Origin of the sequence: Streptomyces sp. NPDC006512, assembly GCF_040611935.1 — a bacterium.
GTDB lineage: Bacteria > Actinomycetota > Actinomycetes > Streptomycetales > Streptomycetaceae > Streptomyces.
In genome coordinates, this window is record NZ_JBEXPG010000022.1 from 19,402 (window position 1) to 44,005 (window position 24,604).

Here is a 24,604-nt window from a genome sequence, read left to right on the forward strand (position 1 = left end):
CCATGGCTGACGCCGTGAACTTCTCCTTCTCCGACACGATCGCGGGCTACGTCGTCCGCTTCGACTCGGCGGCCCGGCTGCTGAGGCTGAAGACCTCCGACGGCCGCGAGTTCGGGATCTCGCTGGGCGGCGACCCGAGCGCCGAGCTGGTGCGCAACCTCGACGAGCCGTACGTCGACGCCTCCGGGCACATCGACGAGATGCTCTCGCCCGGCCGTTTCCTGTTCGTCCACGGGATCCACTACCCGGAGCGGGGCGGGCGGTTCGAGGCCAAGCGGCTGGTCTTCCTGGGCCGAGGAGCGGAGGACTACCGCTTCGAGGAGCCCAGCTGGTGGATCAAGCAGATCGAGTCGCTCGCCGACTTCTACAAGCGGGCGCAGTTCGGTGACGGGCCGGTGGACTTCACCGAGTACCGCACCGAGATCCGGCTCGGCGGCGACAAGACCGCCAGCCACGTCCAGGAGACGGACACCATCTCCCGCCTGGTCTACGGCATGGCCTCGGCCTACCTGCTGACCGGCAAGGACGAGTACCTGGAGGTCGCCGAGCGCGGCACCGAGTACCTGCGCAAGCACATGCGGGTCGTCGACAGCGAGGAGGACGTGGTCTTCTGGTACCACGGCATCAGCGTCGACGGGGACAGCGAACGCAAGCTGTTCACCTCGGAGTTCTCCGACGACTACGACGCCATCCCGATGTACGAGCAGATCTACGCGCTGGCCGGCCCGATCCAGACCTACCGGGTCACCGGTGACGTGCGGATCAAGAACGACGCCGACGCCACCATCCGGCTCTTCGACAAGTTCTTCCTGGACCCGGACCAGGGCGGCTACTACTCGCACATCGACCCGATCCTCTTCAGCGCCGACCACGAGTCGCTGGGCGAGAACGCCGAGCGCAAGAACTGGAACTCGGTCGGCGACCACGCGCCCGCCTACCTGATCAACCTGTACCTCGCGACGGGCGAGCAGAAGTACGCCGACTTCCTCGAGTACACCTTCGACACCATCGCGGACAAGTTCCCGGACTACGAGAACAGCCCCTTCGTCCAGGAACGCTTCAACCGCGACTGGTCCCACGACACCACCCACAGCTGGCAGCAGAACCGGGCGGTCGTCGGGCACAACCTGAAGATCGCCTGGAACCTGATGCGGATGAACTCGCTGAAGGCCAAGCCCGCCTACGAGGAGCTGGCCAGGAAGATCGGCGAGATCATGCCGGCCGTCGGCAGCGACGTGCAGCGCGGCGGCTGGTACGACGTGGTCGAGCGGGTGAAGCGCGGCGACGAGGAGACCCACCGTTTCGCCTGGCACGACCGCAAGGCCTGGTGGCAGCAGGAGCAGGCGATCCTCGCCTACCTCATCCTGAACGGCACGGTCGGCGGCGACGCGAACCTGCGCGAGGCCCGGCAGGCGGAGGCCTTCTACAACACCTTCTTCCTCGACCACGACGAGGGAGCCGTCTACTTCAACGTGCTCGCCGCCGGTACGCCGTACCTGCTCGGCACGGAACGGCTCAAGGGCAGCCACTCGATGTCCATGTACCACTCGGCGGAGCTCTGCTACCTCGCCGCCGTCTACAACAACCTGCTCGTCAACGGCCGGGAGATGGACTTCCACTTCCAGCCCGACCCGGCCGGCCTGCCGGACCGCGTCCTGCGCGTCTCGCCCGACCTGCTGCCCGCGGGCTCGGTGCGGATCGCGTCCGTGGAGATCGACGAGAAGCCGTACGAGGAGTACGACGCGGACGGGCTCACCGTCCGACTCCCCGACGTCCGGGGACGGGTCAGGGTCAAGGTCCGGCTCCGGCCCGTGACCAAGAAGTAGCGCTCAACGGGGGGCGCCCCAACCAGAGGGGAATGCAATGACACTGAACGTGAAGGAACGCCGGAACAAGACGGGCACCGTGCTCGTCGCCACCGGCGAGATCAACAGCGAGACCTCCGGTGCCCTGCTCCAGGCACTCCTGCCGCTGGTCCGCGAGGACAAGCCGCTGAAGATCGACCTCACCGCCGTCACCTACGTCTCCAGCGCGGGCCTGCGCACGCTGCTCGTGGTCTACCGCGAGGCGCAGCACGCCGGGGTCGCGGTCACCCTGTACGGGGTGAGCGAGGAAGTCCGGTTCGTCATGTCGGCCACCGGCTTCCTCGACTTCTTCGAGACCGGCGAGGCCACGGTGGCCGCGGCCAAGGCCAAGGCGAAGGCCGTGCGATGAGCGACCGTTCCGAGCAGGTCCTGCGCGTCGACGCATACCCGACCCACGAGGTGGGCGGGTACCGGGTCCGCGTCGGCAAACCGTTCCCGTTCGGGGCCAACGTGGTCCCCGGCGGGGTCAGCTTCTCCGTGTTCTCCGACCGGGCCACCTCCATGACCCTGGTCATCTTCAAGCGCGGAGAGCCCGAGCCGATGGCCGAACTGGAGTTCCCCGAGGAGTTCCGCACCGGCAGCGTCTTCGCCATGACGGTCTTCGGCCTCGACCACGAGAACATCGAGTACGGCTACCGGGCCGACGGCCCCTTCGACCCGGCCACCGGGCACCGCTTCGACGCCCGGCAGATCCTCTCCGACCCCTACGCCCGGCTGATCGCCGGCCGCGACGTGTGGGGCGTGGAGCCGGACTACAGCCGCGGCTACCAGTACCGCTCGCGCGTCTGCCTCCAGGACTTCGACTGGGGCGACGACACCCCGCTGCGGATCCCCGCCGAGGACCTCGTCGTGTACGAGGCCCACGTGCGCGGCTTCACCCGGCACCCCTCCTCGCGGGTCACCGCCCCCGGCACGTTCGCGGGACTGCGGGAGAAGATCCCGTACCTGAAGGAACTCGGGATCAACTGCATCGAACTGCTGCCCGTGTTCGAGTTCGACGAGAGCGACAACCCGCGCAGCAACCCGGAGACCGGCGAGAAGCTCTACGACTACTGGGGCTACAACACCGTCTCCTTCTTCGCGCCCAAGGCCGGCTACGCGGCCACCGGACGCTACGGGATGCAGGGCGACGAGTTCCGCACCCTGATCAAGGACCTGCACGCGGCCGGCATCGAGGTCATCCTCGACGTCGTCTTCAACCACACCGCCGAGGGCAACGAGCAGGGCCCGACCATCTCCTTCAAGGGCCTCGACAACGCCACGTACTACATGCTCACGCCCGAGGGGTACTACTTCAACTTCAGCGGCACCGGCAACACGGTCAACTGCAACCACCCCGTCGTGCGCAACTACGTGCTGGACTGCCTGCGCCACTGGGTCGCCGACTACCACATCGACGGATTCCGCTTCGACCTCGCCGCCATCCTCGGCCGGGACCTGGACGGCACCCCGCTGCCCAACCCGCCGCTGCTGGAACTGCTCGCCTTCGACCCCGTCCTGCGGCACACCAAGCTCATCGCCGAGGCCTGGGACGCGGGCGGACTGTACGAGGTCGGCAACTTCCCGGCGTACGGCCGCTGGGCCGAGTGGAACGGCAAGTACCGCGACACCGTCCGCAGCTTCCTCAAGGGCGACCCCGGAGTCACCGGCGAACTGGCGACGCGGATCGCCGGCTCGCCCGACCTGTACTCCACCCGCGGGACCTCCGCCTCGGTCAACTTCCTGACCGCGCACGACGGGTTCACCCTCGCGGACCTCGTCTCCTACAACGACAAGCACAACGAGGCCAACGGCGAGGGCAACAACGACGGCGGCAACGACAACGCCAGCTGGAACTGCGGAGCCGAGGGCCCCACCGACGACCCGGAGGTCAACGCGCTGCGGCTGCGCCAGATGAAGAACGCCCTGGCGATCCTCTTCACCAGCCAGGGCATCCCGATGCTGCTGTCCGGGGACGAGGTCGCGCGCACCCAGCAGGGCAACAACAACACCTACTGCCAGGACAACGAACTGTCCTGGTTCGACTGGGACCAGGTCGACCAGAACGCCGAACTCCTGCGCTTCACCCGGGAGATGATCGCCTTCCGCGGCCGCCACCGCGAACTGCGCTCCACCTCCCACCCCACCGGCCGGCTCCGCGACGGCCTCGGCCTGCCCGACATCAGCTGGCACGGGGAACGCGCCTGGCAGCCCGACTGGTCCTCCGAGAGCCGGCTGATCGCGGTGGCCCGCTGCGGCACCGGGGACGACGACGTCGTGTACGTGGCCATGAACGCCCACTGGGAGGCGCACGACCTCGAACTGCCCGCGCTCCCCGGCGGCCGCAGCTGGCACCTGTTCGCCGACACCGGAGCCGGGGCACCGCACGACATCCGCAGCCCCGGAGCGGAACGGGAACTGGACAACGCCGGCAAGTACCTGATCGGCCCGCGCTCGGTGGTGATCCTCGTGGGCCGCGCGAACGACCCCGAACCCCGGGACGCCTGAGACGCCCCGACCGAAGGAGACCTGACATGCCGCTTTCCGTGTCCCTGAGCATCGAGGGCGACACCACCGTGATCGAGCTGACGGGCGAGCTGGACGCCAAGACCGCCCCGGACTTCCACCGCACCATCGAGAAGGCCGCCGGCCACGGCACCAGCACCGTCGAGATCCGCATGGCCGGCGTCGGCTACATGGCCAGCGCCGGACTGCGCTCCCTGGTCTTCGCCCAGCAGAAGGTGGCGGACCACGTCACCATCAAGGTGGTCGGAGCCATCGAACCCGTCTCCCGGACCATCCGGACGGCCGGGCTGGACCGCAGCATCCTGCTCGCCGATGGCTGAGTCCGCGGCCCGCCCCGGCCGGCCCCGGTGAACGACATGGTCGAACTGGCGAGGAAGCCCGCCGTGCTGGAGGTGCCCGCGACGGTGCAGGCACTGGGCGAGATCGCCGCGTTCGTCCTGCGGCTGGCCGGCCGGGCGGGCCTCTGCAAGTCGGCCGCCTACCGGATCCGGCTGGCCGTGGACGAACTGGCCACCAACATCGTCATGCACGGGTACCGGGGCGGCGACGGACGGATCACCGTCCGCGGCCGCTCCGGCCCCGACGGGGTGCGGATCGTCATCGAGGACACCGCCCCCGCGTTCGACCCCGTCGAGGGCCGCCTGCCCCCCGCCCCCGGGGTTCCCCCGGACCGGCGGCGGGTCGGCGGCCTCGGCATCCACCTGGCACTGACCAGCGTGGACGAGTACGCCTACGCACGCAGCGACGGCCGCAACATCAGCACGCTCACTGTGAAGGCCGAGGGGACGGACCCATGCCCTCCACGATCGTGATCATCCTCGACGAGCACCCGCCCCCGCCGCGCGAACTGCTCGACGCGCTGCGGTCGATGGACGCGGAACTCGTCACCCGCACGCTGGCCCAGCTGCACGAGGGCCCGCTGGAGGTACTGCCCGTCGCGGACGTGCTGCTCGCCCCGGCCGAGACCGACGGGGAGGCCGTACGGACCGCCGTCCGCAGGCTGCGGCGCTGGGCCGGGGCCCCCATCGTGGTCGTCTGGACCGCCGGGGACTTCACCGCCCTGGAACGGCACGTCCGCCTCGGCCACGACTACCTCGTACCGCCCTTCCTGCCCGCCCTCGTCGGCGCCCGCCTGCACAGCTGCTCCGAACGGGCCGGACTCGGCCGCACCCTGCGCGAGGCCGACGCCCGCGCCGAACTCATGGGATACGAGAAGGAACTGGAGATCGGCCGCGAGATCCAGGCCGGCTTCCTGCCCGAATCGCTGCCCGTCCCCGCGGGCTGGGAAATCGACGTGCGCTTCCGGCCCGCCCGGCAGGTCGCCGGGGACTTCTACGACGTCTTCGAGCTCTCCCGGGGCCGGCGCCTGGCCGTCGTCGTCGCCGACGTCTGCGACAAGGGCGTCGGCGCCGCCCTCTTCATGGCCCTCATCCGCTCCCTGCTGCGCCACACCGCCGAGAACAGCGGACTCCAGCACCTGATGGCCGCGAGCCGTACCGGCGGCAGCCGCCGCACCCCGGTCGTCGGCGCCACCCCGCTGCTCAACGCGGTCACCGCGACCAACGGCTACCTCACCCGCAACCACCTGCGGCAGGGCTACTTCGCCACCCTCTTCTTCGGCGTGCTCGACCCGCTCACCGGCAGCCTCGTCTACATCAACGGCGGCCACAACCCGCCGCTCCTGCTCTGCGGCGACGGCGGCCTGCCCCGGCCGCTGGACGTCACCGGACCGGCCGTCGGCGTCCTGCCCGACTGCGTCTACACCCTCGGCTACGCCCAGGTGAACCCCGGCGACACCCTCTTCGTGTTCACCGACGGAGTGCCCGAGGCCCGCTGTCCCGAAGGCAGCTTCCTGGGCGACGAGCGGATGCTGGAACTGCTCGGCGGGCCCCCGGCCAGTGGCAAGGACGTCGTCGACCGGATGGACCTCGCGGTCCGCGAGCACACCGGCACCGCCGAACAGCACGACGACGTCACCATGCTGGCCCTGCACCGGCCACGCGCGGCGCGGGGGCCGCACGCGACCGGACCGGGCCACCGGGTGGTGGCCTGATGACCCGGACCATCGTGGTGCACTCGCACCGCGGCGGCACCGGCAAGTCCTCGGTGCTGGCGAACCTCGCGCTGCTCCTCGCGGCCGGGGGACACCGCGTGGGCGCGGTGGACACCGACCTCCAGTCACCCACCCTGGACCTGCTGTTCGGGCTCCCGCCCGGAGCCGGCTCGCTCGCCGACTACCTGCTCGGCCGCTGCGAGATCGAGACCGCGGCCCGGCGGACCGGCGTGCCGGGGCTGTACCTCGTACCGGCCCGGACCGGGACGGCCGCGCTGCGCGAGCTGATGACCACCGGCTACGACGTCGGGCTGCTCCCCGAGGGCTTCGACCGGCTGGCCCGCCACCACGCGCTCGACGTGCTGCTGCTCGACACGCACGCCGGGCTGAACAACGAGTCCGTGACCGCCATGGGCAGCGCCGACGTCGTCCTGATCATGGCCCGGGCGGACCGCATCGACCTCTCCGGGGTGGAGGAGACCATCGCCCTCGTCGGACGGCTCGCCTGCCGGCGGGTCCTGGTCCTGAGCATGGCGCCCGAAGGCATCGACCGGGAGGACGTCCGCCGCAGGGCCGAGGACGTCTACGGTGCACCCCTGGCCGGAGTACTTCCGTACGTTCCGGAAATGGCGGCGCTGTACGGCGAGCGCATATTCGTGGACGCCCACCCCGGCCACCCCCTGGTGGGTGAATTCCGCGCGATCCTTTCGGCGCTGGACGCACGTGACGAAGTATCGCGCGCCTGACGCCACCCCCTTACGCCCCCAGCAGGGGGCGTGTTGAATCGGCAGCGAATCCAGAACAAGGAGAACGGTCATGAAGATACTCGTCGTCATGACGGCAAAGGCCACGCTCCACCTGCTGGACGGAGAACAGCACCCCTCGGGATTCTGGGCCGAGGAATTCGCCGTTCCCTACACGGTCTTCCGGGCCGCCGGCCACACCGTGGACGTGGCGACGATCGGGGGACGTGCCCCCACGGTCGACCAGACCAGCATCGACCCGCAGTTCCTGCGCTGGGTCCGCCCCGAGGGCTCGCCCGACGAGGACGCGGCCAACGCCGCCGCCTACGTCCGCGTGATCGAGGAGACCCCCCAGCTGAAGCAGCCGATCGCCCTGGAATCCCTCGGCGAGAAGGACGTCGCCGGATACGACGGCATCTACGTCAGCGGCGGCCACGGCGCCATCGGCGACCTGCCCAAGTCCGACGAACTGGCCCAGCTGCTGCGCTGGGCCATCGCCCAGGACAAGCCGCTGGCCACCGTCTGCCACGGCCACACCGCGCTCCTCGCCCTGCGCGACGGCGAGGGCCGCTGGCCCTTCGAGGGCTACCGGATGACCGCGTTCTCGCACAGCGAGGAACTGGTCACCAACATGGCCGGCCGGCTCCCCCTGATCCTGGAGGCCGAACTCACCAGACTCGGCGCCCGCTACGAGAAGGCCGAAGCGATCTGGGACTCGCACGTCGTCGTGGACCGCAGGCTCACCACCGGCCAGAACCCGTACTCCTCCAAGGCCCTCGCCGAAACGTTCCTGACCCAGCTCCCGCAGGGCTAGCGAGCCCGCACCGCACCCGACACCGGAAGGTCAGCCATGACCAAGCGCGAGCTCAGCGGCCAGCCCCTGGCCAACCCCGGGAAACTGTTCATCGGAGGCCAGTGGGTCCCCGCCCGGGACGGCCGTACCGAACCGGACGTCAGCCCCGTGGACGGCCAGGAGATCGTGCCGGTGGCGCAGGCGGCCGCGGCCGACGCGGACGCGGCCGTCCAGGCCGCGCGCACGGCGTACGAGGAAGGCCCGTGGAGCCGGCTCTCCGCCCAGGAGCGCGCTCTGCGGCTGAACCGGGTCGGCGAGCTCATCGAGCGCGACCTGGAGGAGATCGCCCTGCTGGAGACGGTGGACATGGGCAAGCCGTTCGCGTTCTCCAGCACCGTCGACGCCCCCATGGCGGCCCAGCTCATGCACTACTACGCCGGCGCGGTGACCCGCGTCGACGGCTCCTCCCGGGCCCCGGCCGGCGGACAGCTCGCCTACACCCTGCGCGAACCGCTCGGAGTGGTGTGCGCCATCACCCCGTTCAACTTCCCGCTGCTGCTGTCCATGACCAAGATCGCCCCGGCCCTCGCGGCCGGCAACACGGTCGTCCACAAGCCCTCCCCGGCCACCCCGCTCACCGCGCTGAAGATCGCCGAACTGTTCCAGGAGGCGGAGATCCCGGACGGCGTGCTGAACGTCATCACCGGCCCCGGCGTGGAACTGGGGGAGACCCTCACCGACCACCCCGGCATCGACAAGATCGCCTTCACCGGCTCGACCGTCGTGGGCCAGTCCATCATCCGCAAGGCCGCCGGCACCCTGAAGAAGGTGACGATGGAACTCGGCGGGAAGTCCGCCAACATCGTCTTCGCCGACGCCGACCTCGACGCCGCCGAGGAACTCGCCTTCTTCGGCATCTACTACAACAAGGGCGAGATCTGCACCGCCGGCTCCCGGCTCCTGCTGCACCGCCCCGTCCACGACGAGATGGTCGAACGCCTCGTCCGGCGCGCCGCCGCCCTCAAGCCGGGCGACCCGCGCGACCCCGCCACGCTCTTCGGCCCACTGGCCCACCGCGGCCAGTTCGACAAGGTCAGCTCCTACATCGAGGTCGGCGAGAAGGAAGGCGCGGTGCTGCGCACCGGCGGCACGGGCTGGACCCCCGAAGGAGCCTCCAGCCAGGGCCTGTACTTCCTGCCGACCGTCTTCACCGGCGTCGACAACGGGATGCGGATCGCCCAGGAGGAGATCTTCGGCCCCGTCCTGTCGATCATCCCCTTCGACACCGAGGAGGACGCCGTGCGCATCGCCAACGACAGCGCGTACGGCCTCGCCGCCGGGGTCCACACCAAGGACCTGCGGCGGGCCCACCGGGTCGCGTCCCAGATCAAGGCCGGCACGGTCTGGGTGAATTGCTACAACCAGTACGACCCCGCCGTGCCCTACGGCGGCTACAAGGCCTCCGGCTACGGCCGCGAGTGCGGCCCCGAGTCGCTGGAGAGCTACACCCAGACCAAGTCGGTCTGGATCGGGATGGACTGACGCCGGCCGCGCCGGACGAGCGACTGAGGAGCCTCCATGCAGACGGGCATCATCGGCACCGGCCGGATCGGCTCGGCCCTCGCGAGGATCATGGTGGCGGCGGGCCACCGCGTGGTCCTGGCCAACGCCCGCGGGCCGCGCGCGCTCGCACCCCTGCTGGCCGAACTGGGCCCGGCGGCGCAGGCCGCGGACCCCGTCGCAGCCGCCGGCCGCGCCGACCTCCTGGTGCTGATGGTGCCGTTCGCCGGTGTCCGGGGACTGCTGCCGCCGCACGTCGTCCAGGACAAGGTCCTGATCGACGCCACCAACGCGTTCCCGGCCCCCGGAGAGCCCGCCCCCGCTCCCGGCGGCCGGGGCTCCAGCGAACTGGTCGCCGACTGGTATCCCGGCGCCCGGATCGTGAAATCCCTCAACACCATGCATTTCGAAACCCTCGCCGTCGCCGGAACCGCACCGGGCGAGCGCCTGGCGCATTTCACGGCGGGCGACGACCCGAAAGCGAAGGAAATCGTCGCCGGAATCATCACGGATCTCGGATTCGTGGCCGTCGACACCGGCCCGCTGCATTCCGGAGGAATTCTCCAGCAGCCCGGCGGGCCCCTTTTCAACCGGCCGCTCACGGAAGCGCAGGCGCTCGCATGGATCTGACACTGCACGTGAACGGAAGACCCGAACGGTTCTCGGCGCGTCCCAGCGAACTCCTCGTGGAACGGCTGCGCGACGGACTCGGACTGACCGGGACCAAGGTCGGCTGCGACACCGGCCAGTGCGGCACCTGCGTGGTCCGCCTCGACGGCCGGTCCGTCAAGAGCTGCCTGGTCCTCACCGCGGCCGCCGCCGGCTCCGAGGTCACCACCATCGAGGGCGTCACCGCCCCCGGCGGCGAACTGAGCGCACTCCAGGAGGCACTGCGCCAGGAGCACGGCACCCAGTGCGGCTTCTGCACCCCGGGCATGGTCATGGCCCTCGGCGAGCTCGTCGAGAACACCACGGGCGGCGAGCCCCCCACCGAACCGGAGATCCGCGAATGGCTCACCGGCAACCTGTGCCGCTGCACCGGCTACCACAGCGTGGTCCGCGGCGTGCAGCGCGCCTGCGCCCCCGCCGCGCCCGCCGGGGCGGCGGCCGGCACGCCCGGGCAGGAGGGAGCGGCGAGATGACCATCGTGACGGGGGAAACCACGGCCACGGCCACGGCCACGGCCGAAGCCGGAACCGAAGCCGCGACCGAAGCGGCGCCCGCCCGGGCGGGCGTACTGGGACGGCCGCTCGACAGCCGCGAGGACCCGCAGCTCCTGCGCGGCGAGGCGACGTACGTGGCGGACATCGACCTGCCGGGCACCGCGCACATGGCGATCCTCGGCAGCACCGTGGCCCACGCGAAGATCCTCTCCATCGACACCGGGCCCGCCGAGCGGCTGCCCGGCGTCCTCAAGGTCGCCACCGCCGCCGACTTCACCGACGTGATGCCGCTGCCCTGCATCTGGATACCCGGCGGGGTCGAGAGCCACTTCCCGCCCCACCCCTACGGACTGCCCGGATCCCGCCCGGTGCTGAGCGGGGACACCGTCCGGCACGTCGGCGACCCCGTCGCCGTCGTCGTCGCCGAGACCCCCCGCCAGGCCGCCGCCGCGCTCGCCGCCATCACCGTCGCCTACGACCCGCTGCCCGTGGTCACCCGCGCCGACGAGGCCCTCGCCGAGGGCGCGCCCCAGCTGCACGAAGCCGTACCCGGCAACCTGAACGCGTACTGGACCTGCGGGGACAAGGACCGCACCGACGCGGCCATCGCCGCCGCCGAGGTCACCGTCGAACTCGACCTGGTCAACCAGCGCACCATCAACAGCCCCATCGAACCCCGCGGAGCGGTCGGCGACTACGACGCCCGCACCGGCGACTACACCCTCTACGCCTCCACCCAGGGCCCCCACAACCACCGCTTCCTGCTCTCCGCGCTGGTCCTCGGGATCCCCTTCAACAAGCTCCGGGTGATCGCCCCGACCGTCGGCGGCAGCTTCGGCACCAAGGGCTACCTGTACCCCGACATGGCGCTCGTGCTGCTGCTCTCCAAGGCCCTCGGCCGGCCCGTGAAATGGGTGGACACCCGCACCGGACTGATGAACTCCACCGTTCAGGGCCGCGACCACCGCCAGCACGTCACCCTCGCCGGCACCCGCGACGGCCGCATCACCGCCGTGCGCTGCACCAGCTACGCCAACCTCGGCGCCTACCCCTCCACCATCGGTCCCGGAGTGGCCACTGCCCTGATGGGCCGCTCCATCAGCGGCATGTACGACATCGACGCGGCCTTCTGCGAGGTCTACGCCGCCTTCACCAACACCGTCTCCCTCGGCGCCCAGCGCGGCAGCGGACGGGCCGAGGCCGCCTTCCTGATGGAACGCCTCGTCGACCGCTACGCCGGCGAGATCGGCATGGACCCGGCGGCCGTACGCCGCAAGAACCTGGTGCCCAAGGAGAAGTTCCCGTACGACAACGGCCTCGGCTGGACGTACGACTCCGGGAACTACCAGCTGAACTTCGACCGGGCGCTGGAGCTGTCCGGCTACGCGGACATGCCCGCCCGCAAGACCGAGGCCCGGGCCCGCGGCAAACGGCTCGGCGTCGGCATCGCCACCTACGTCGCGATCTGCGGGGTCGGCCCCTCCACCCGGATGTCCCAGGAGGGCATGCTCGGCGGCACCTGGGAGAGCGCCAACATCCGTGTCCACCCGACCGGCGAGGTCACCGTCACCGTCGGCTCCGCCTCCACCGGCCAGAGCCACGGAACCGTCTTCGCCCAGGTCGCCGCCGACGAGCTCGGCATCGACCCGGACACCGTCCAGGTGCTGGAGGGCGACACGCAGAAGGCCCCGTACGGGCAGGGCACCTACGGCTCGCGCTCCTACAGCATGGCCGCGCCCGCCGTCGCCCTCACCGCCCGGAAGATCAAGGCCAAACTGGTCCGGGCCGGAGCCGTCTTCCTCGGCATCCCCGAGGACAAGGCCGTCTACGCGGACGGCAAGGTCCACGAGGCGGGCAACGAGGAGAACGCCAAGACCTTCGCCGAACTCGCGATGGCCATGTGGTACGGCTGGGGCCTGCCCCTGGAGATCGAACCGGCCCTCGACGAGACCACCCACTTCGACCCGCCGGACTTCAACTACCCCTTCGGCACCCACGTCGCCGTCGTCGAGGTCGACGAACTCACCGGCGAGACCGAGGTGGTCGCCTACACCGCCGTCGACGACGCCGGGAACATCGGCAACCCGAAGATCGTCCACGGGCAGATCGAGGGCAGCATCGTCCACGGCCTCGGACAGGCTCTCATGGAGGCCGCCGAGTACGACGAGAACGGCCTGCTCATCAGCTCCGACCTCGGCCACTACGCCCTGCCGCGCGCCGCCGACGTGCCCTTCTTCGCCCTCGACAAGACCGTCACGCCCAGCCCGCACAACCCGCTCGGCGCCAAGGGCGCCGGCGAGATCGCCACCGTGCCGCCCGCCGCCGCCGTCGTCAACGCGGTCGTCGACGCCCTCTCCGACCTGGGCGTCCGGCACATCGACATGCCCCTCACCCCCGAGAAGGTGTGGCGCCGCCTGCGAGGAGAAGACCAGTGATCCTCACCGACTTCGACTACGTCCGGCCCGCCGGCCTGGACGAGGCCCTCGCCCTGCTCGCCGCCGACCCCGGCGCCCGCGTGCTCGCCGGCGGCCAGAGCCTGCTGCCCGAGCTGCGCACCGGCGCCACGACGGCCCGCCTCCTGGTCGACGTACGGCACCTGGAGGAGCTGCGCGGCATCGCGCGGACCGCCGACGGGATCCGGATCGGGGCCCTCACCACCCTCGCCGCGCTCGCCGCCGACCCGCTCGTGCTCGCCGGGGCACCCGAGGCGGCCGCCGCCGCCCGCGCCAACGGTGACCCGCAGGTCCGCAACCTCGGCACCGTCGGCGGGAACCTCGCCGTCACCGGCCGCCCCACCGACCTGCCCGTCGCCGCCCTCGCCGCCGGCGCGACGGTGGAACTGGCCGGGCCCGGCGGGCTCCGCACCGTACCCGCCGAGGACCTCACCGCCCCCGGCGTCCCGTCGGGGGAACTGGTCACCGCCCTGCTGGTGCCCGCCGCCGGCCCGGCCGCCGCCTTCGAGAAGACCGCCGACCGCGCCACCCGCTACCCCCTGTGCGCCGCCGCCGTACGGATCACCCCCGACGGGCCGCGGATCGCCGTCACCGGAGCCACCCGGCGCGCCCTGCGCCTGCGCGGGGTCGAGGACCGGCTGCGCGACGGCCCGTACGACACGGAGGCCGTACTCGCGGCCTTCCGCGCCGAGCCCCGGGAACGGTTCGTCCCCGGGCGCGGCACCTCGGCCGAATACCTCGGCCACCTCGCGGGGGTGCTCACCGCCCGCGCCCTGGCGAGGGCCGTCCGCACCCCCGCCTGACGCCGCCCGGTCCCCGGGGGGAGTGGAGCTGACGCCGTGGCCGAACCGACCGAGACGACGACCAGGGGAGACACCGTGCACCGAGGCGCCCGCGCGGCCGCCGCCGGGACCGGACCATCCGGCTTCCGGGTGGTGGGCGCGGTCCTGGTCCTGCTGATGCTCTCCTCCTCCGTACCCTCCGCCCTCTACGTGCTCTACCAGCAGGAGTGGGACCTGTCCTCCGGCACGATCACGGTGGTCTTCGCCCTGTACGCCGTCACCGTGCTCGCCGGACTCCTGCTGTTCGGTTCCCTCTCGGACACCCTCGGCCGCCGGCCCGTCCTCGGCGCCGCACTGGTCCTCGCGATCGTCTCCATGGGCCTGTTCGCCGCCGCCCAGGGCCTCGGCCTGCTGCTCGCCGCCCGCGCCGTGCAGGGCCTCGCGGTGGGCCTGGCCACCGGGGCGATGGGAGCCGCCCTGCTGGAACTCGCCCCCCGGGCGCGGCCCGCGCTCGGAGCGCAGGTCAACAGCGCGGGACCGACCGTCGGGATCGGCCTCGGCGGCATCGGCGCCGGCCTCCTCGTCCAGTACGCGCCCGCGCCGACCGTACTGAGCTACCTGCTGCTGGCCGGGGCCTTCGCGGTCGTCCTGGCCGGGGTGGTCCGGATGGGTGAGAGCGCTCCCGGCGCGGGCGGCCGCTTCCGGGTCGTCCCGCACCGGATCCGGGTGCCCGCCGCCGTACGCGGCCGGTTCGCGGTGCTCGTGCTGACCATCGTCGCCGTCTGGTCGGTCGGCGGGTTCTACCTCTCCCTCGGACCGCACCTGGCCCTGTCCCTGCTCGGCAGCACCAACCACCTCGCCGGCGGGGCGACCGTGGCCCTCCTCGCGGGCGCCGCGACCGGCGCCCAGCTGCTGCTCGGCCGCACCGGGGCGCTGCGAACCGCCGTGCTCGGGCTGCTCGGCCTGCTCGCCGGGCTCGGCCTGGTCCTGCTCGCCCTCGGCCTCGGTTCGGCGTCCCTGTTCCTCGGCGCGACCGCCGTCCTCGGCGCCGGCTGGGGGGCCGCCTTCCTCGGCTCCTTCCGGGCGCTGAGCGCCCTCGCCGCACCCGAACACCGCGGCGAACTCACCGCCGCCGTCTACGTCTTCGCGTACCTGGCCATGAGCGTCCCGGCGGTCCTCGCCGGAATGCTGACCAACATCCACGGACTGCACCGCACCTCGGTCGGTTTCATGGCCGCCGTCGCCGGGGTGTGCGCGCTGGCCCTGCTCGCGACCCTGCGACTGGCCGCCCGCACCAGGGCAGAGGGGAGCACGCCGTGAACACGGCCCTGCTGAGGTCCGCCCTGCGGGAGCTGGAGCTCTTCGCCGCGATCACCGACGACCAGCTGGACTGGCTGGTGGCGGTCTCCGAACCCCGGGTCCTGGCCGACGGGGAGGTCCTCTTCCGCGACGGCGAGGAGGCCACGGGCTTCCACGTGCTGCTCTCCGGAGGCCTGCTCGTCACCAAGGTCGTCGACGGCAGGGAGGAGGTGCTCACCCGGCACTCCACCGAGGAGGACGGCGCCGCCGCCGAGGACCACGACGGCAAACCCGCCGCCGCGCACCGCTTCACCGGAGAGCTGCCGCTGCTGACCGACGGCTCCTACGTGGCCACCGCGGCGGCGAGCGGGCCGGCGACGACCGTCGTCGCCTACCCGAAGCCGGTGTTCTTCGAGATGCTGACCCGCTGCCACGGGGTGGCCGCCGTCCTGCTTCCCGTACTGGCCTGGCGGATCAAGTCCTCCGAGGTGCAGGCCCGCAAGCGGGCCACCGTCGAAGCGCTCGGCACCCTGGCCGCCGGTCTGGCGCACGAACTGAACAACCCGGCCGCCGCCGTGGCCCGCGCCGCGCAGGAACTCGTGCCCGCCCTCGACGGGCTGACCCGCACCGCCCGGGCGTGGGGCGCGGCCGCCTCGGGCGCGGAGCGCACCGTACTGGACCGGCTGGCCGGGGAGCTCGACGCGCTCGGGCCCCCCGCCACCAGCGACCCGCTGGAGCGGGCCGACGCGGAGGAGGAGATCGCGGACTGGGCCGCGGAGACCGGAGCCGGACACGCCGGACTGCTGGGCTCCGGCGCCTCCGACCTCGGCCTGGACCTCCCCTGGCTGCGCAAACGGCTGGAGGGGATCGGCGCGGCCGCCCTGCCCGCCGCCCTCGACCACCTCGCGGCCCTGCTGGAGGCCCGCTCCCTGGCCGCCGAGCTGCGCGCGGCCGGCCCGCGGATCTCCCAACTCGTGTCGGCCACCCGGGATTACGCCAATCTGGACCGGGCCCCCGAGCAGCGTTTCGCGGTGACCGACGGCCTGGAGAACACCCTGGTCGTGCTGAAGTCCAAGCTGACGGGCATCACCATCGTGCGGACGTACGAGCCGGAACTGCCCGAACTGACGGGCTATCCGGGCGAGTTGAACCAGGTGTGGACCAACCTGGTCGACAACGCGGCCGAGGCCATGGAAGGCGCCGGCGTACTCACGCTGCGTGCCCGGGCCGAGGGCGTCTGCATGGTCGTGGAGATCACCGACACCGGCCGCGGCATCCCGGAAGAGGTCCTGCCGCGGATCTTCGAACCCTTCTACACCACCAAGGACGTGGGGAAGGGCACGGGCCTGGGGCTGCACCTCAGCTACCGGATCGTGACCCAGCGCCACCACGGGTCGATCACGGCCCGGTCCCGTCCGGGGGAGACCCGGATGGTCGTCCGGCTGCCGCTCGCACCGGCCGCCACCAGCAGTTCCGTCACCGGCGGCGCCGCCGACCGGGGCGCCGCCACCCGCTGAAAAGGGAGTCGAGCATGGCCACGTACGACATCTCCAAGCTGCACCCCGTGTTCGTCCGCCAGATGGAGGCGCTGGCCGCCCTGGACATCGAGGCGGTGATGAAGAACTACACCGACGACGCCGTGCTGCTGCGCTTCGAGGGCGCTTCCGTGGGCATCGACGCCGTTCGCGAGACGTTCACGGGATATCTCACCGTGAAGCCCACCCTGGTCGAACTCCAGGAGTACATCGAAACCGAGGACACCATCTTCTACCGGGCGATCATGAACCTGAACGGCGAACCGGAGCACGCGTTCGGGACGCTCGTCGTCCGCGATGGCCGGATCTGGCGCCAGACCGCCGGATTCGGCGGCTGAGGGTCCTTTCGTGGGTAGCGTGTGCGGGGAGGGCGGGGGAAGTGCCCTCCCCGCACACGCGGACGAATCGGTGAAGGGGAGGTCATGGAGCAGGAAACCAACCGCGTAGAGGCTTTCAGTGACGGCGTATTCGCCATCGTGATCACGATTCTCGTGCTGGAGTTAAAGGTTCCGGAAGAGGAGGGGACCGCACTCTGGCACGGGCTCTGGGAACAATGGCCGCACTACGCCGCTTATCTGGTGAGTTTCCTCATCATCGGCGTGATGTGGGTGAACCACCACACGATCTTCAGCCACCTCAAGCGGGTCGACCGACCGCTGTTGTTCCTGAACCTCCTGGTGCTGATGGTGGTTTCGGTGATTCCGTATACGACCAACGTGCTCGCCGAACACCTCACGGACGGGGAATCGGCCAACGTGGCCGCCATCCTCTACAGTTCGTGGACCGTCGTGTACGCTCTCGCCTTCCTGGGCTTCTGGTGGTACGTCACCCAGGTCGGTCACCTCTTCCACGAAACCGTGGACAAGGAAGTCGCCCGGGCCACGAGGATCCGATTCGGACTGGGCGCGGTCGCCTACCCCTTGACCGTTGTTCTGTCCTTCTTCTCGGCACCCCTCACTCTCGTCGCACATTTCCTGATCGCGCTCTACTACGCGGCGAACCAGATCCCCATCCCGCTCGTGGTAGGGGAAGAGCGGCTCGAATCTGTCAGCGACCTCAGGAAGTAGCCGCCCGGGCCTACGGCCGTTCTCCGCGGTCAAGTAGGGTAAAGGATCTAGTCTGGTCGCGGGGGAGGCCCAGATGGCTCGCGCAGTCCTGCCGGAGGAATCCGCGAAGGAAATCTCCGATTTGATCGACGTGCTGATCTCGCTGTTTTTCGAATCCTTACCCCGGCGGGACCAGCGGAACTGGGCCCGTGTTTATCTGAACGGCCTCGTGCGGACCAGCGGGAAGAAAACGATCCGTAACATCGCCGGAACCGGAGCCAGTTCCGTCGAACAGAGCCTCCAGCAGTTCATCAGCAAATCCCCCTGGGACTGGACACCGGTCCGCCGCTCCCTCGCCCAGCACCTGGAACGCACCGCCCAGCGACCCCTGGCATGGGTGGTGCAGCCCATGGTCATCGAGAAGGCCGGAGACCGGTCCGTGGGCGTCGGCCGGCAGTTCGTCCCCCAGCTCGGCCGCACCGCCAACTGTCAGCAGGCCGGCGGGATCTGGCTCGCCTCCAGCGACGCCAGCTTCCCCGTCGAATGGACCCTCACCCTCCCCGGCCCCTGGACCAGCGAACTGCTCCGCCGCCGCCGGGCCGGCATCCCCGACACCGCACGCTCCCTCACCCCCGCCCAGGACGCCGTGCACGCCGTCCAGCGGATGGCCGCGACCTGGCAGCTCCAGCGCCGGCCGGTGGTGATGGACGTCTCCAACACCGACCTCCCGCAGACCATCGAGGCCTTCGCCCTCCAGGACATCCCCTTCGTCCTCAAGGTCGACGGCTCCCTGCCCGTCTCCTTCGGCGGCGCCGGCCGCCACAAACCCGGGCCGCACACCGCACCCGCCCGCGAGCTCATCGACTCGCTGCGCTCCCAGCGCCGGGTCGTCGAATGGACCCGGCACGGCCGCACCGAGGGAGCGGTCACCCTGCTCACCTCGGCCCCCATCCTCGCCACCCCCTGCGAGGACCGGCCCGCGCCCGCACCGCCCACCCCCCTGCTCCTGTTCGGCGCCTGGACCGAAACCGCCCTGCTGCCCTCCGAGTTCTGGATCACCAACATCGGAGACCGGCCCCTCGCCCAGCTCTTCCTGCTGGCCAAGCTCACCGACCGGGTCTCCCTGGACTTCGCCGAGACCAGCGAACCCGTCGGGATCCGGGACTTCGAAGGCCGCTCCTTCCGCGGCTGGCACCACCACGCCACCCTCGCCAGCGTGGCCCACGCGGCCCGGCTGCTCGGGACCGGCGGACACCACGAGCCCGTGCCCCCCTCCACCCTGCGCTCCCCGCTCCCCGCCCGGCCGGCCGCCGTACTGCCGCCCCGGCCGCTCGTCCCCGGCCAGTCCCCGCGCCGCGCGTACATCCGCTGATGCCGGACATCGGGACCAAGGTCCCGTAGACCCCTTCCCTCGCCTACGGGACCAAGGTCCCGTAGACCCCTCCCTTCGCCTACGGGACCAAGGTCCCGTAGGAAAGAACCACACGGCCCGGAATGTCCTGGAGGATCGGCCCGGGCGGCGCGAACGCCAGGTCATGGGAGAATGAAGTACGTGCGTTTCCTCGGCGCCCCGTCGAGGCCATAGAAGGATCCTTCGATCGACTGGGATGTTCAGCACGTGCGTTTCCTCAATGACCTGAAGCCGCCGTACGACCTGACGTACGACGATGTGTTCATGGTGCCGAGCCGCTCAGCGGTCGGTTCCCGGCAGGGTGTGGACCTCTCCTCGCCCGACGGCACCGGCACCACCATTCCCCTCGTCGTGGCGAACATGACCGCCATCGCGGGCCGCCGCATGGCCGAGACCGTCGCCCGCCGCGGCGGGATCGTCGTCATCCCGCAGGACATCCCGATCGAGATCGTCACCGACGTCATCTCCTGGGTGAAGACCCGCCACCACGTGCTCGACACCCCGATCACGCTGGCGCCCACCCAGACCGTCGCCGACGCCCTCTCCCTGCTGCCGAAGCGCGCCCACGGCGCCGGCGTGGTCGTCGACGCCGACAACCGCCCGATCGGCGTCGTCACCGACCACGACCTCACCGGCGTGGACCGCTTCACCCAGCTCTCCGAGGTCATGTCGAAGGAGCTCCTGCTCATCGACGCCGACATCGACCCCCGCGACGCCTTCAACCAGCTCGACGCGGGCCACCGCAAGCTGGCCCCCGCCGTCGACAAGGACGGCCGCCTCGTCGGCATCCTGACCCGCAAGGGCGCCCTGCGCGCCACCCTGTACACCCCGGCCACCGACGCCAACGGCAAGCTGCGCATCGCCGCGGCCGTCGGCATCAACGGCGACTTCGCCGCCAAGGCCAAGCAGCTGCTGGACGCCGGTGTGGACACGCTGGTCATCGACACGGCCCACGGCCACCAGGAATCGATGATCAACGCGATCAAGGCCGTCCGCGCGCTGGACCCGCACGTCCCGATCGTCGCCGGCAACATCGTCGCCGCCGAGGGCGTCAAGGACCTCATCGACGCCGGCGCCGACATCATCAAGGTCGGTGTGGGCCCCGGCGCCATGTGCACCACCCGCATGATGACCGGCGTGGGCCGCCCGCAGTTCTCCGCGGTCCTGGAGTGCGCCGCCGAGGCGAAGAAGTACGGCAAGCACGTCTGGGCCGACGGCGGTGTCCGTCACCCGCGCGACGTCGCGATGGCCCTGGCCGCCGGCGCCTCCAACGTCATGATCGGCTCCTGGTTCGCCGGTACGTACGAGTCCCCGGGCGACCTCCAGCAGTCCGCCGACGGGCGCTTCTACAAGGAGTCCTTCGGCATGGCCTCGGCCCGCGCCGTGCGCAACCGCACCTCCGAGGAGTCCGCCTACGACCGCGCCCGCAAGGCGCTGTTCGAGGAGGGCATCTCCACCTCGCGCATGTTCCTCGACCCGACCCGCCCGGGCGTCGAGGACCTGATCGACTCGATCATCGCCGGTGTCCGCTCCTCCTGCACCTACGCCGGTGCGGGCTCCCTCGCGGAGTTCGAGGAGAAGGCCGTCGTCGGCATCCAGTCCGCCGCCGGCTACGCCGAGGGCAAGCCGCTGCACGCCAGCTGGAGCTAGTACCTCCGTACGGCCCACCGCACGCCGGCGCCCCGTGGCCCCGGTCCCGCCCCCTCACCGGGGTGGGACCGGGGCCACGGGCGTGTCCGGGGCCGGGCGGCTGCCACTGGCCCGTTCGGCGTGCCGTTCGACCGGTCGGCGCCGGGTCCGCCAGGCGGCGGATAACTCCGTCCGCCGTCCCGGCGAGGCTCGGGGCATCCGACCGGAAGGGGTGACACAGGTGACCACCACCACCCTCGCGCGCCGCACCACCGAAGAGCACACCTTCGCACGGCTCCACCGCGAGCACGGCAAGGCGCTCCTCGGGTTCCTCCTCGCCCTCACCCGCGGGGACCGGCACCGCGCCGAGGACCTCGTCCAGGAGACCCTCGTCCGGGCCTGGAAACACCCCGAGGCCCTGGAGAGCACCGACCACGCCTCCCTGCGGCCCTGGCTGTACACCGTCGCCCGGCGGCTGGCCATCGACGCCCGGCGGGCCCGGCTGTCGCGGCCCGCCGAGGTCGGCCCGGAGGCCCTGGAGCAGGCCCCGGCCGCCGATGACCGCACCGAGCAGGCCGTCGCCGCCCTCGACCTCCGGGAAGCGCTGCGCACCCTGAACCCCGACCACCGGGCCGTCCTGGTCCAGCTGTACTTCCGCGGGGCGTCGGTGCGCGAGGCCGCCGAAGCCCTGGGAGTGCCGGCCGGAACGGTGAAATCCCGCTCCCACTACGCCCTGCGGGCCCTGCGCGCCCGCCTGCCCGGCTACGACGCCACGGCGGAGACGCCCTGAGGACGCGGCTCAGGAGGCTCCGGGCGAGGCGAGGCGAGGCGGGGCGGGGCGGACCGGCCGACGGGTGTGGACCGTACGGACCGGTCCACACCCTGACGGTCGGCCGGCCTACGGCGTCCGGGGGACGCGGGCCGCCTCGGCGGCCACGCCCGCCCGGGAGCGGACCTGGAGTTTGGCCAGGATGTGCGAGACGTGGGTCTGCACCGTGCGGGGCGACAGGAACAGGGCGTCCGCGATCTCCGGGTTGGACCTGCCCTGCGCCACCAGCAGGGCCACCTTCAGCTCCGCCGGCGTCAACGCCGCCCAGCCCCCGGCCGCCCGCCGCCGGGCCGAACGGCTGCCCCGGCGGACGCCCAGGGTCCGCAGCCGGGCGTCGGCCCGCGCGACGTCCCACCGCGCACCGAGGCCCTCGTACACCGCCACCGCGGCCGCCAGCGCCTCCCGCGCGCCCGCCAGATCGCCGCGCCACGCCCGCGCCACCGCGAGGTCCTCCAGGGTGTGCCCCCGCGGCAGCGGCCACCCGGCCCGGTCCGCCCGCGCCACCGCCCGCGCGAGCAGCTCCGGATCCTGCCCGAACAGCCCCCGGCAGCGCAGCAGGGCCAGCGCCGGGCCCGGGTACTCGGCCAGGTCGGCCGCCGCCCGTACGCACGCCGCCACAGCCGCCCGCGCCGTACCCGGATCCCCGCACTCCAGGGCGAGCCGCACCACCTCCGACAGCACCCAGGGCCGGTCGTACACCGTGGCCTCCTGACCCTCCTCCGCCAGCGCGGGCAGCAACGCGGCGAGCGCTTCGGTCGGCCGGCCGTCCCGTTCCGCCGCCAGGGCCCGCGCCAGCAGCACGTGGGAGCCGTAACGGCGGGCCGCCGCCGAGGCGAACGCGTCCGACGGCAGGGCCGCCAGCTCCGCCGCCGCCCCCTCCCGCTCGTCGCGGTGCCCCAGCACCAGCGCCCGCAGGCCGCGCACCACCACCGGGAGCCAGCCGTCCGACACCGGCAGGCCGTCCGCCCGCGCCACCCGGTCCAGGGCCGCGTCCCAGTCCCCGAGCCGGTAGTGGAACTCCGCCAGCCGGGCCTCGACCACCACCAGCCGCCCCGTCGACCGCGTCCGCACGGCCAGCTCCCGCGCCTCGCTCAGCGCCGCCGCGACGACCTCGGGCTCGTCGAAGCGGATGTGCCCCTCCGCCTGGTTGGCGAGCAGCAGCAGCCGCATGTCGTCCGCCGCCGGGCAGCGGCGGGCGTACGCGATCCCCTCCGCCACGTGCCGCAGCGACTCCCGCCCCCGGCTCAGGTGGAACAGCGCGTAGGCCATCGCGTGCTGCGCCTCCGCCCCGCAGAGCGGGTCTCCCAGCCGGGCCGCCTCCGCCACCACCGGCCCCGCCAGCGCGTACGCCTCCTGCGGGCGCCGCAGGTCGGCCAGCGCCAGCACCCGGCAGGCCTCCAGGCGCAGCCGGTGCGAAGCCGACGGGAAGGACTCCGCCAGCGCCCGCTCCGTGACCGCCAGGCAGCGTTCCATGTCGCCCCGGATCATCAGCGCCGACACCAGCTTGAAGGCGAGCGCCGCCCTCCGGTCGGGATCGGCGGCCCGCTCGCGCAGGGCGTCCAGCAGCAGCTCCGACTCGGGGCGGCGCAGCAGCAGCGCCGCGTCCGCCAGCGCCTCCTCCAGGACGTCCAGGGCCGCCCGGTCCTCGCGCGGGCCGTGCGCGAGCGCCCGTTCCAGCAGCTCGGCGGCCGTCTCCGGGGCCACCGGGAGGAGGTCCTGCGCGGAGCCGGCCAGCCAGCGCACCGCCCACGCGTCCGGCGCCCCGGCCCCCAGCAACTGCTCGGCGATGCGCACCGGTTCCAGGCCCGCCCGGGCGAAGGCCCGCGCCGCGTCCTGGTGCAGGGCGGCTCGGACGGCGGCGGGGGTGTCCAGGTACAGGGCCCGGCGGAGCGCCGGATGGCGGAAGCGCAGCACCTCGCCGGTGTCTTCCAGCAGGCCCGCCAGCACCGGCTCCTCCAGTTCCGCGAGCAGCTCCCGCACCGGCCTGTCCTGTACGAGGGCCAGTTCGCGCGGCGTGAACCGGGCTCCGAGCAGCGCCGCGTGCCGCAGGCAGGCACAGGCCGCCCGGGAGAGGTGGTCCAGCCCCCGGGCCACGGAGGCGGGCGGGTCCGGCAACCCGCCGGCTCCGGGTCCCGGTTCGGCGACGCCGCCCACCACCCGCAGGGCCGGCGACCAGGCACCCAGCAGGTCCCGCAGCAGCCGCGGGTTGCCGCCCGCCAGCGCGGCCGCCTCCCGCAGCCGGGGCCCGGGCGGCGCCCCCAGCAGCTCCCGGACCAGCTCGTCCGAGTCCTGCGGCCCCAGCGGATCCAGCCGCACCACGGCCCCGCCCGGCTCCGCGCACAGCAGCTCCACCTCGGGCCGCCGGGGCAGCGGCTGCCGGGTCGCCGCGAGGAGCAGCGGGAGCCGTCCCGCCCGCGCCGCCCGGACGAGCCGGCCCCACACCAGCAGCGTCGCCGGGTCCGCCCAGTGCAGGTCGTCCAGCACCAGCAGCAGCGGCCCCCGCGCACACCACCCCTCGACCGCCGCCACCAGCAGGTCCATCGCGGCCAGCAGCGCCCCGCCGGGCCGCTGCGCCGCCCCGGCCTCCCGCAGCAGCGCGATCACGGCGGCCCGCCCCGCACCGGGCGCAGCCGGGGCGCCGTCCGGGCCGGGCGGGCGCGGGCCGCCGTCCGGGCCCCCGGGGCCGGCCCCGCCGTCCGGGTACAGGCAGTCCAGTGCCGCGCGCAGCGGCAGACCCACCCCGAGGGCCTCGGCGGCGCCGTACCGCACGCCCAGGCCGAGCGCCTCCGCCTCGGCCACCGCCTCCCGGACCAGCCGGGTCCGGCCCGCGCCGGGTTCGCCCTCCACCACCAGGAGCCCGCCGCCCGGGCCCCGCCGCACCCACTCCCTCAGTTCTTCCCGTTGCCGTTCCCGCCCGACCCGCACGCCGGCCGCCCCT

Annotated in this window: 21 protein-coding genes; 20 read left to right on the forward strand and 1 reads right to left on the reverse strand. The window is 72.3% G+C overall.

Annotated elements, in window-relative coordinates:
- Positions 1–2: 2 nt before the first annotated feature.
- The 20 genes from ABZZ17_RS17170 (at position 3) to ABZZ17_RS17265 (ending at position 21,627) form a co-directional block, all read left to right on the forward strand.
- Positions 3–1,826, forward strand: coding sequence for an AGE family epimerase/isomerase (locus ABZZ17_RS17170; protein ID WP_356876731.1), 1,824 nt, complete (start codon positions 3–5; stop codon positions 1,824–1,826).
- Between the two features lie 37 nt (positions 1,827–1,863).
- On the forward strand, positions 1,864–2,214 hold the full coding sequence (locus tag ABZZ17_RS17175; RefSeq protein ID WP_356876733.1) for an STAS domain-containing protein: 351 nt from the start codon (positions 1,864–1,866) through the stop codon (positions 2,212–2,214).
- A complete protein-coding gene (glgX, locus tag ABZZ17_RS17180; RefSeq protein ID WP_356876735.1) occupies positions 2,211–4,352 on the forward strand; it encodes a glycogen debranching protein GlgX in 2,142 nt (713 codons plus the stop codon). The genes ABZZ17_RS17175 and glgX overlap by 4 nt, the downstream gene beginning before the upstream one ends.
- A gap of 26 nt (positions 4,353–4,378) precedes the next feature.
- On the forward strand, positions 4,379–4,690 hold the full coding sequence (locus ABZZ17_RS17185) for an STAS domain-containing protein (protein ID WP_356876737.1): 312 nt from the start codon (positions 4,379–4,381) through the stop codon (positions 4,688–4,690).
- Between the two features lie 36 nt (positions 4,691–4,726).
- Positions 4,727–5,182, forward strand: coding sequence for an anti-sigma regulatory factor (locus ABZZ17_RS17190; protein WP_356876739.1), 456 nt, complete (start codon positions 4,727–4,729; stop codon positions 5,180–5,182).
- Positions 5,164–6,423: a SpoIIE family protein phosphatase gene (locus ABZZ17_RS17195; protein WP_356876741.1), complete on the forward strand. Its 1,260-nt coding sequence runs from the start codon at positions 5,164–5,166 to the stop codon at positions 6,421–6,423. The genes ABZZ17_RS17190 and ABZZ17_RS17195 overlap by 19 nt, the downstream gene beginning before the upstream one ends.
- Positions 6,423–7,169: a MinD/ParA family protein gene (locus tag ABZZ17_RS17200; RefSeq protein WP_356876743.1), complete on the forward strand. Its 747-nt coding sequence runs from the start codon at positions 6,423–6,425 to the stop codon at positions 7,167–7,169. Before ABZZ17_RS17195 ends, ABZZ17_RS17200 begins: the two co-directional genes overlap by 1 nt.
- Before the next feature lie 70 nt (positions 7,170–7,239).
- Entirely contained in the window at positions 7,240–7,980 is a 741-nt protein-coding gene (locus tag ABZZ17_RS17205) for a type 1 glutamine amidotransferase domain-containing protein (RefSeq protein ID WP_356876745.1), read from the forward strand.
- A 36-nt stretch (positions 7,981–8,016) separates the two neighbouring features.
- Positions 8,017–9,501, forward strand: a complete 1,485-nt coding sequence (locus ABZZ17_RS17210) for an aldehyde dehydrogenase family protein (RefSeq protein ID WP_356876747.1) — start codon at positions 8,017–8,019, stop codon at positions 9,499–9,501.
- Between the two features lie 36 nt (positions 9,502–9,537).
- Positions 9,538–10,149: an NAD(P)-binding domain-containing protein gene (locus ABZZ17_RS17215; RefSeq protein WP_356876749.1), complete on the forward strand. Its 612-nt coding sequence runs from the start codon at positions 9,538–9,540 to the stop codon at positions 10,147–10,149.
- Entirely contained in the window at positions 10,140–10,661 is a 522-nt protein-coding gene (locus ABZZ17_RS17220) for a (2Fe-2S)-binding protein (protein WP_356876751.1), read from the forward strand. The genes ABZZ17_RS17215 and ABZZ17_RS17220 overlap by 10 nt, the downstream gene beginning before the upstream one ends.
- A complete protein-coding gene (locus ABZZ17_RS17225; RefSeq protein ID WP_356876753.1) occupies positions 10,658–13,117 on the forward strand; it encodes a xanthine dehydrogenase family protein molybdopterin-binding subunit in 2,460 nt (819 codons plus the stop codon). The genes ABZZ17_RS17220 and ABZZ17_RS17225 overlap by 4 nt, the downstream gene beginning before the upstream one ends.
- A complete protein-coding gene (locus ABZZ17_RS17230; protein WP_356876755.1) occupies positions 13,114–13,938 on the forward strand; it encodes an FAD binding domain-containing protein in 825 nt (274 codons plus the stop codon). Before ABZZ17_RS17225 ends, ABZZ17_RS17230 begins: the two co-directional genes overlap by 4 nt.
- 36 nt (positions 13,939–13,974) lie before the next feature.
- A complete protein-coding gene (locus ABZZ17_RS17235; protein ID WP_356876757.1) occupies positions 13,975–15,237 on the forward strand; it encodes an MFS transporter in 1,263 nt (420 codons plus the stop codon).
- Positions 15,234–16,733, forward strand: a complete 1,500-nt coding sequence (locus ABZZ17_RS17240; protein WP_356876759.1) for an ATP-binding protein — start codon at positions 15,234–15,236, stop codon at positions 16,731–16,733. The genes ABZZ17_RS17235 and ABZZ17_RS17240 overlap by 4 nt, the downstream gene beginning before the upstream one ends.
- A 14-nt stretch (positions 16,734–16,747) precedes the next feature.
- Complete coding sequence (locus ABZZ17_RS17245) at positions 16,748–17,089, forward strand: nuclear transport factor 2 family protein (RefSeq protein ID WP_356876761.1); 342 nt, start codon at positions 16,748–16,750, stop codon at positions 17,087–17,089.
- 84 nt (positions 17,090–17,173) lie between these two features.
- Complete coding sequence (locus ABZZ17_RS17250; RefSeq protein WP_356876763.1) at positions 17,174–17,818, forward strand: TMEM175 family protein; 645 nt, start codon at positions 17,174–17,176, stop codon at positions 17,816–17,818.
- A 73-nt stretch (positions 17,819–17,891) separates the two neighbouring features.
- On the forward strand, positions 17,892–19,169 hold the full coding sequence (locus ABZZ17_RS17255) for a transposase (protein ID WP_356876765.1): 1,278 nt from the start codon (positions 17,892–17,894) through the stop codon (positions 19,167–19,169).
- 246 nt (positions 19,170–19,415) lie between these two features.
- Positions 19,416–20,858, forward strand: a complete 1,443-nt coding sequence (locus tag ABZZ17_RS17260) for a GuaB1 family IMP dehydrogenase-related protein (protein ID WP_356876767.1) — start codon at positions 19,416–19,418, stop codon at positions 20,856–20,858.
- Positions 20,859–21,078: 220 nt separating this feature from the next.
- Positions 21,079–21,627, forward strand: a complete 549-nt coding sequence (locus tag ABZZ17_RS17265; protein ID WP_356876769.1) for a sigma-70 family RNA polymerase sigma factor — start codon at positions 21,079–21,081, stop codon at positions 21,625–21,627.
- A 108-nt stretch (positions 21,628–21,735) separates the two neighbouring features.
- Here the strand turns inward: ABZZ17_RS17265 and ABZZ17_RS17270 are convergent, their stop codons facing one another.
- The gene (locus ABZZ17_RS17270; protein WP_356876771.1) at positions 21,736–24,591 is read right to left on the reverse strand and encodes a LuxR C-terminal-related transcriptional regulator; all 2,856 of its coding nucleotides are present in this window, start codon (positions 24,589–24,591) and stop codon (positions 21,736–21,738) included.
- Positions 24,592–24,604 lie beyond the last annotated feature (13 nt).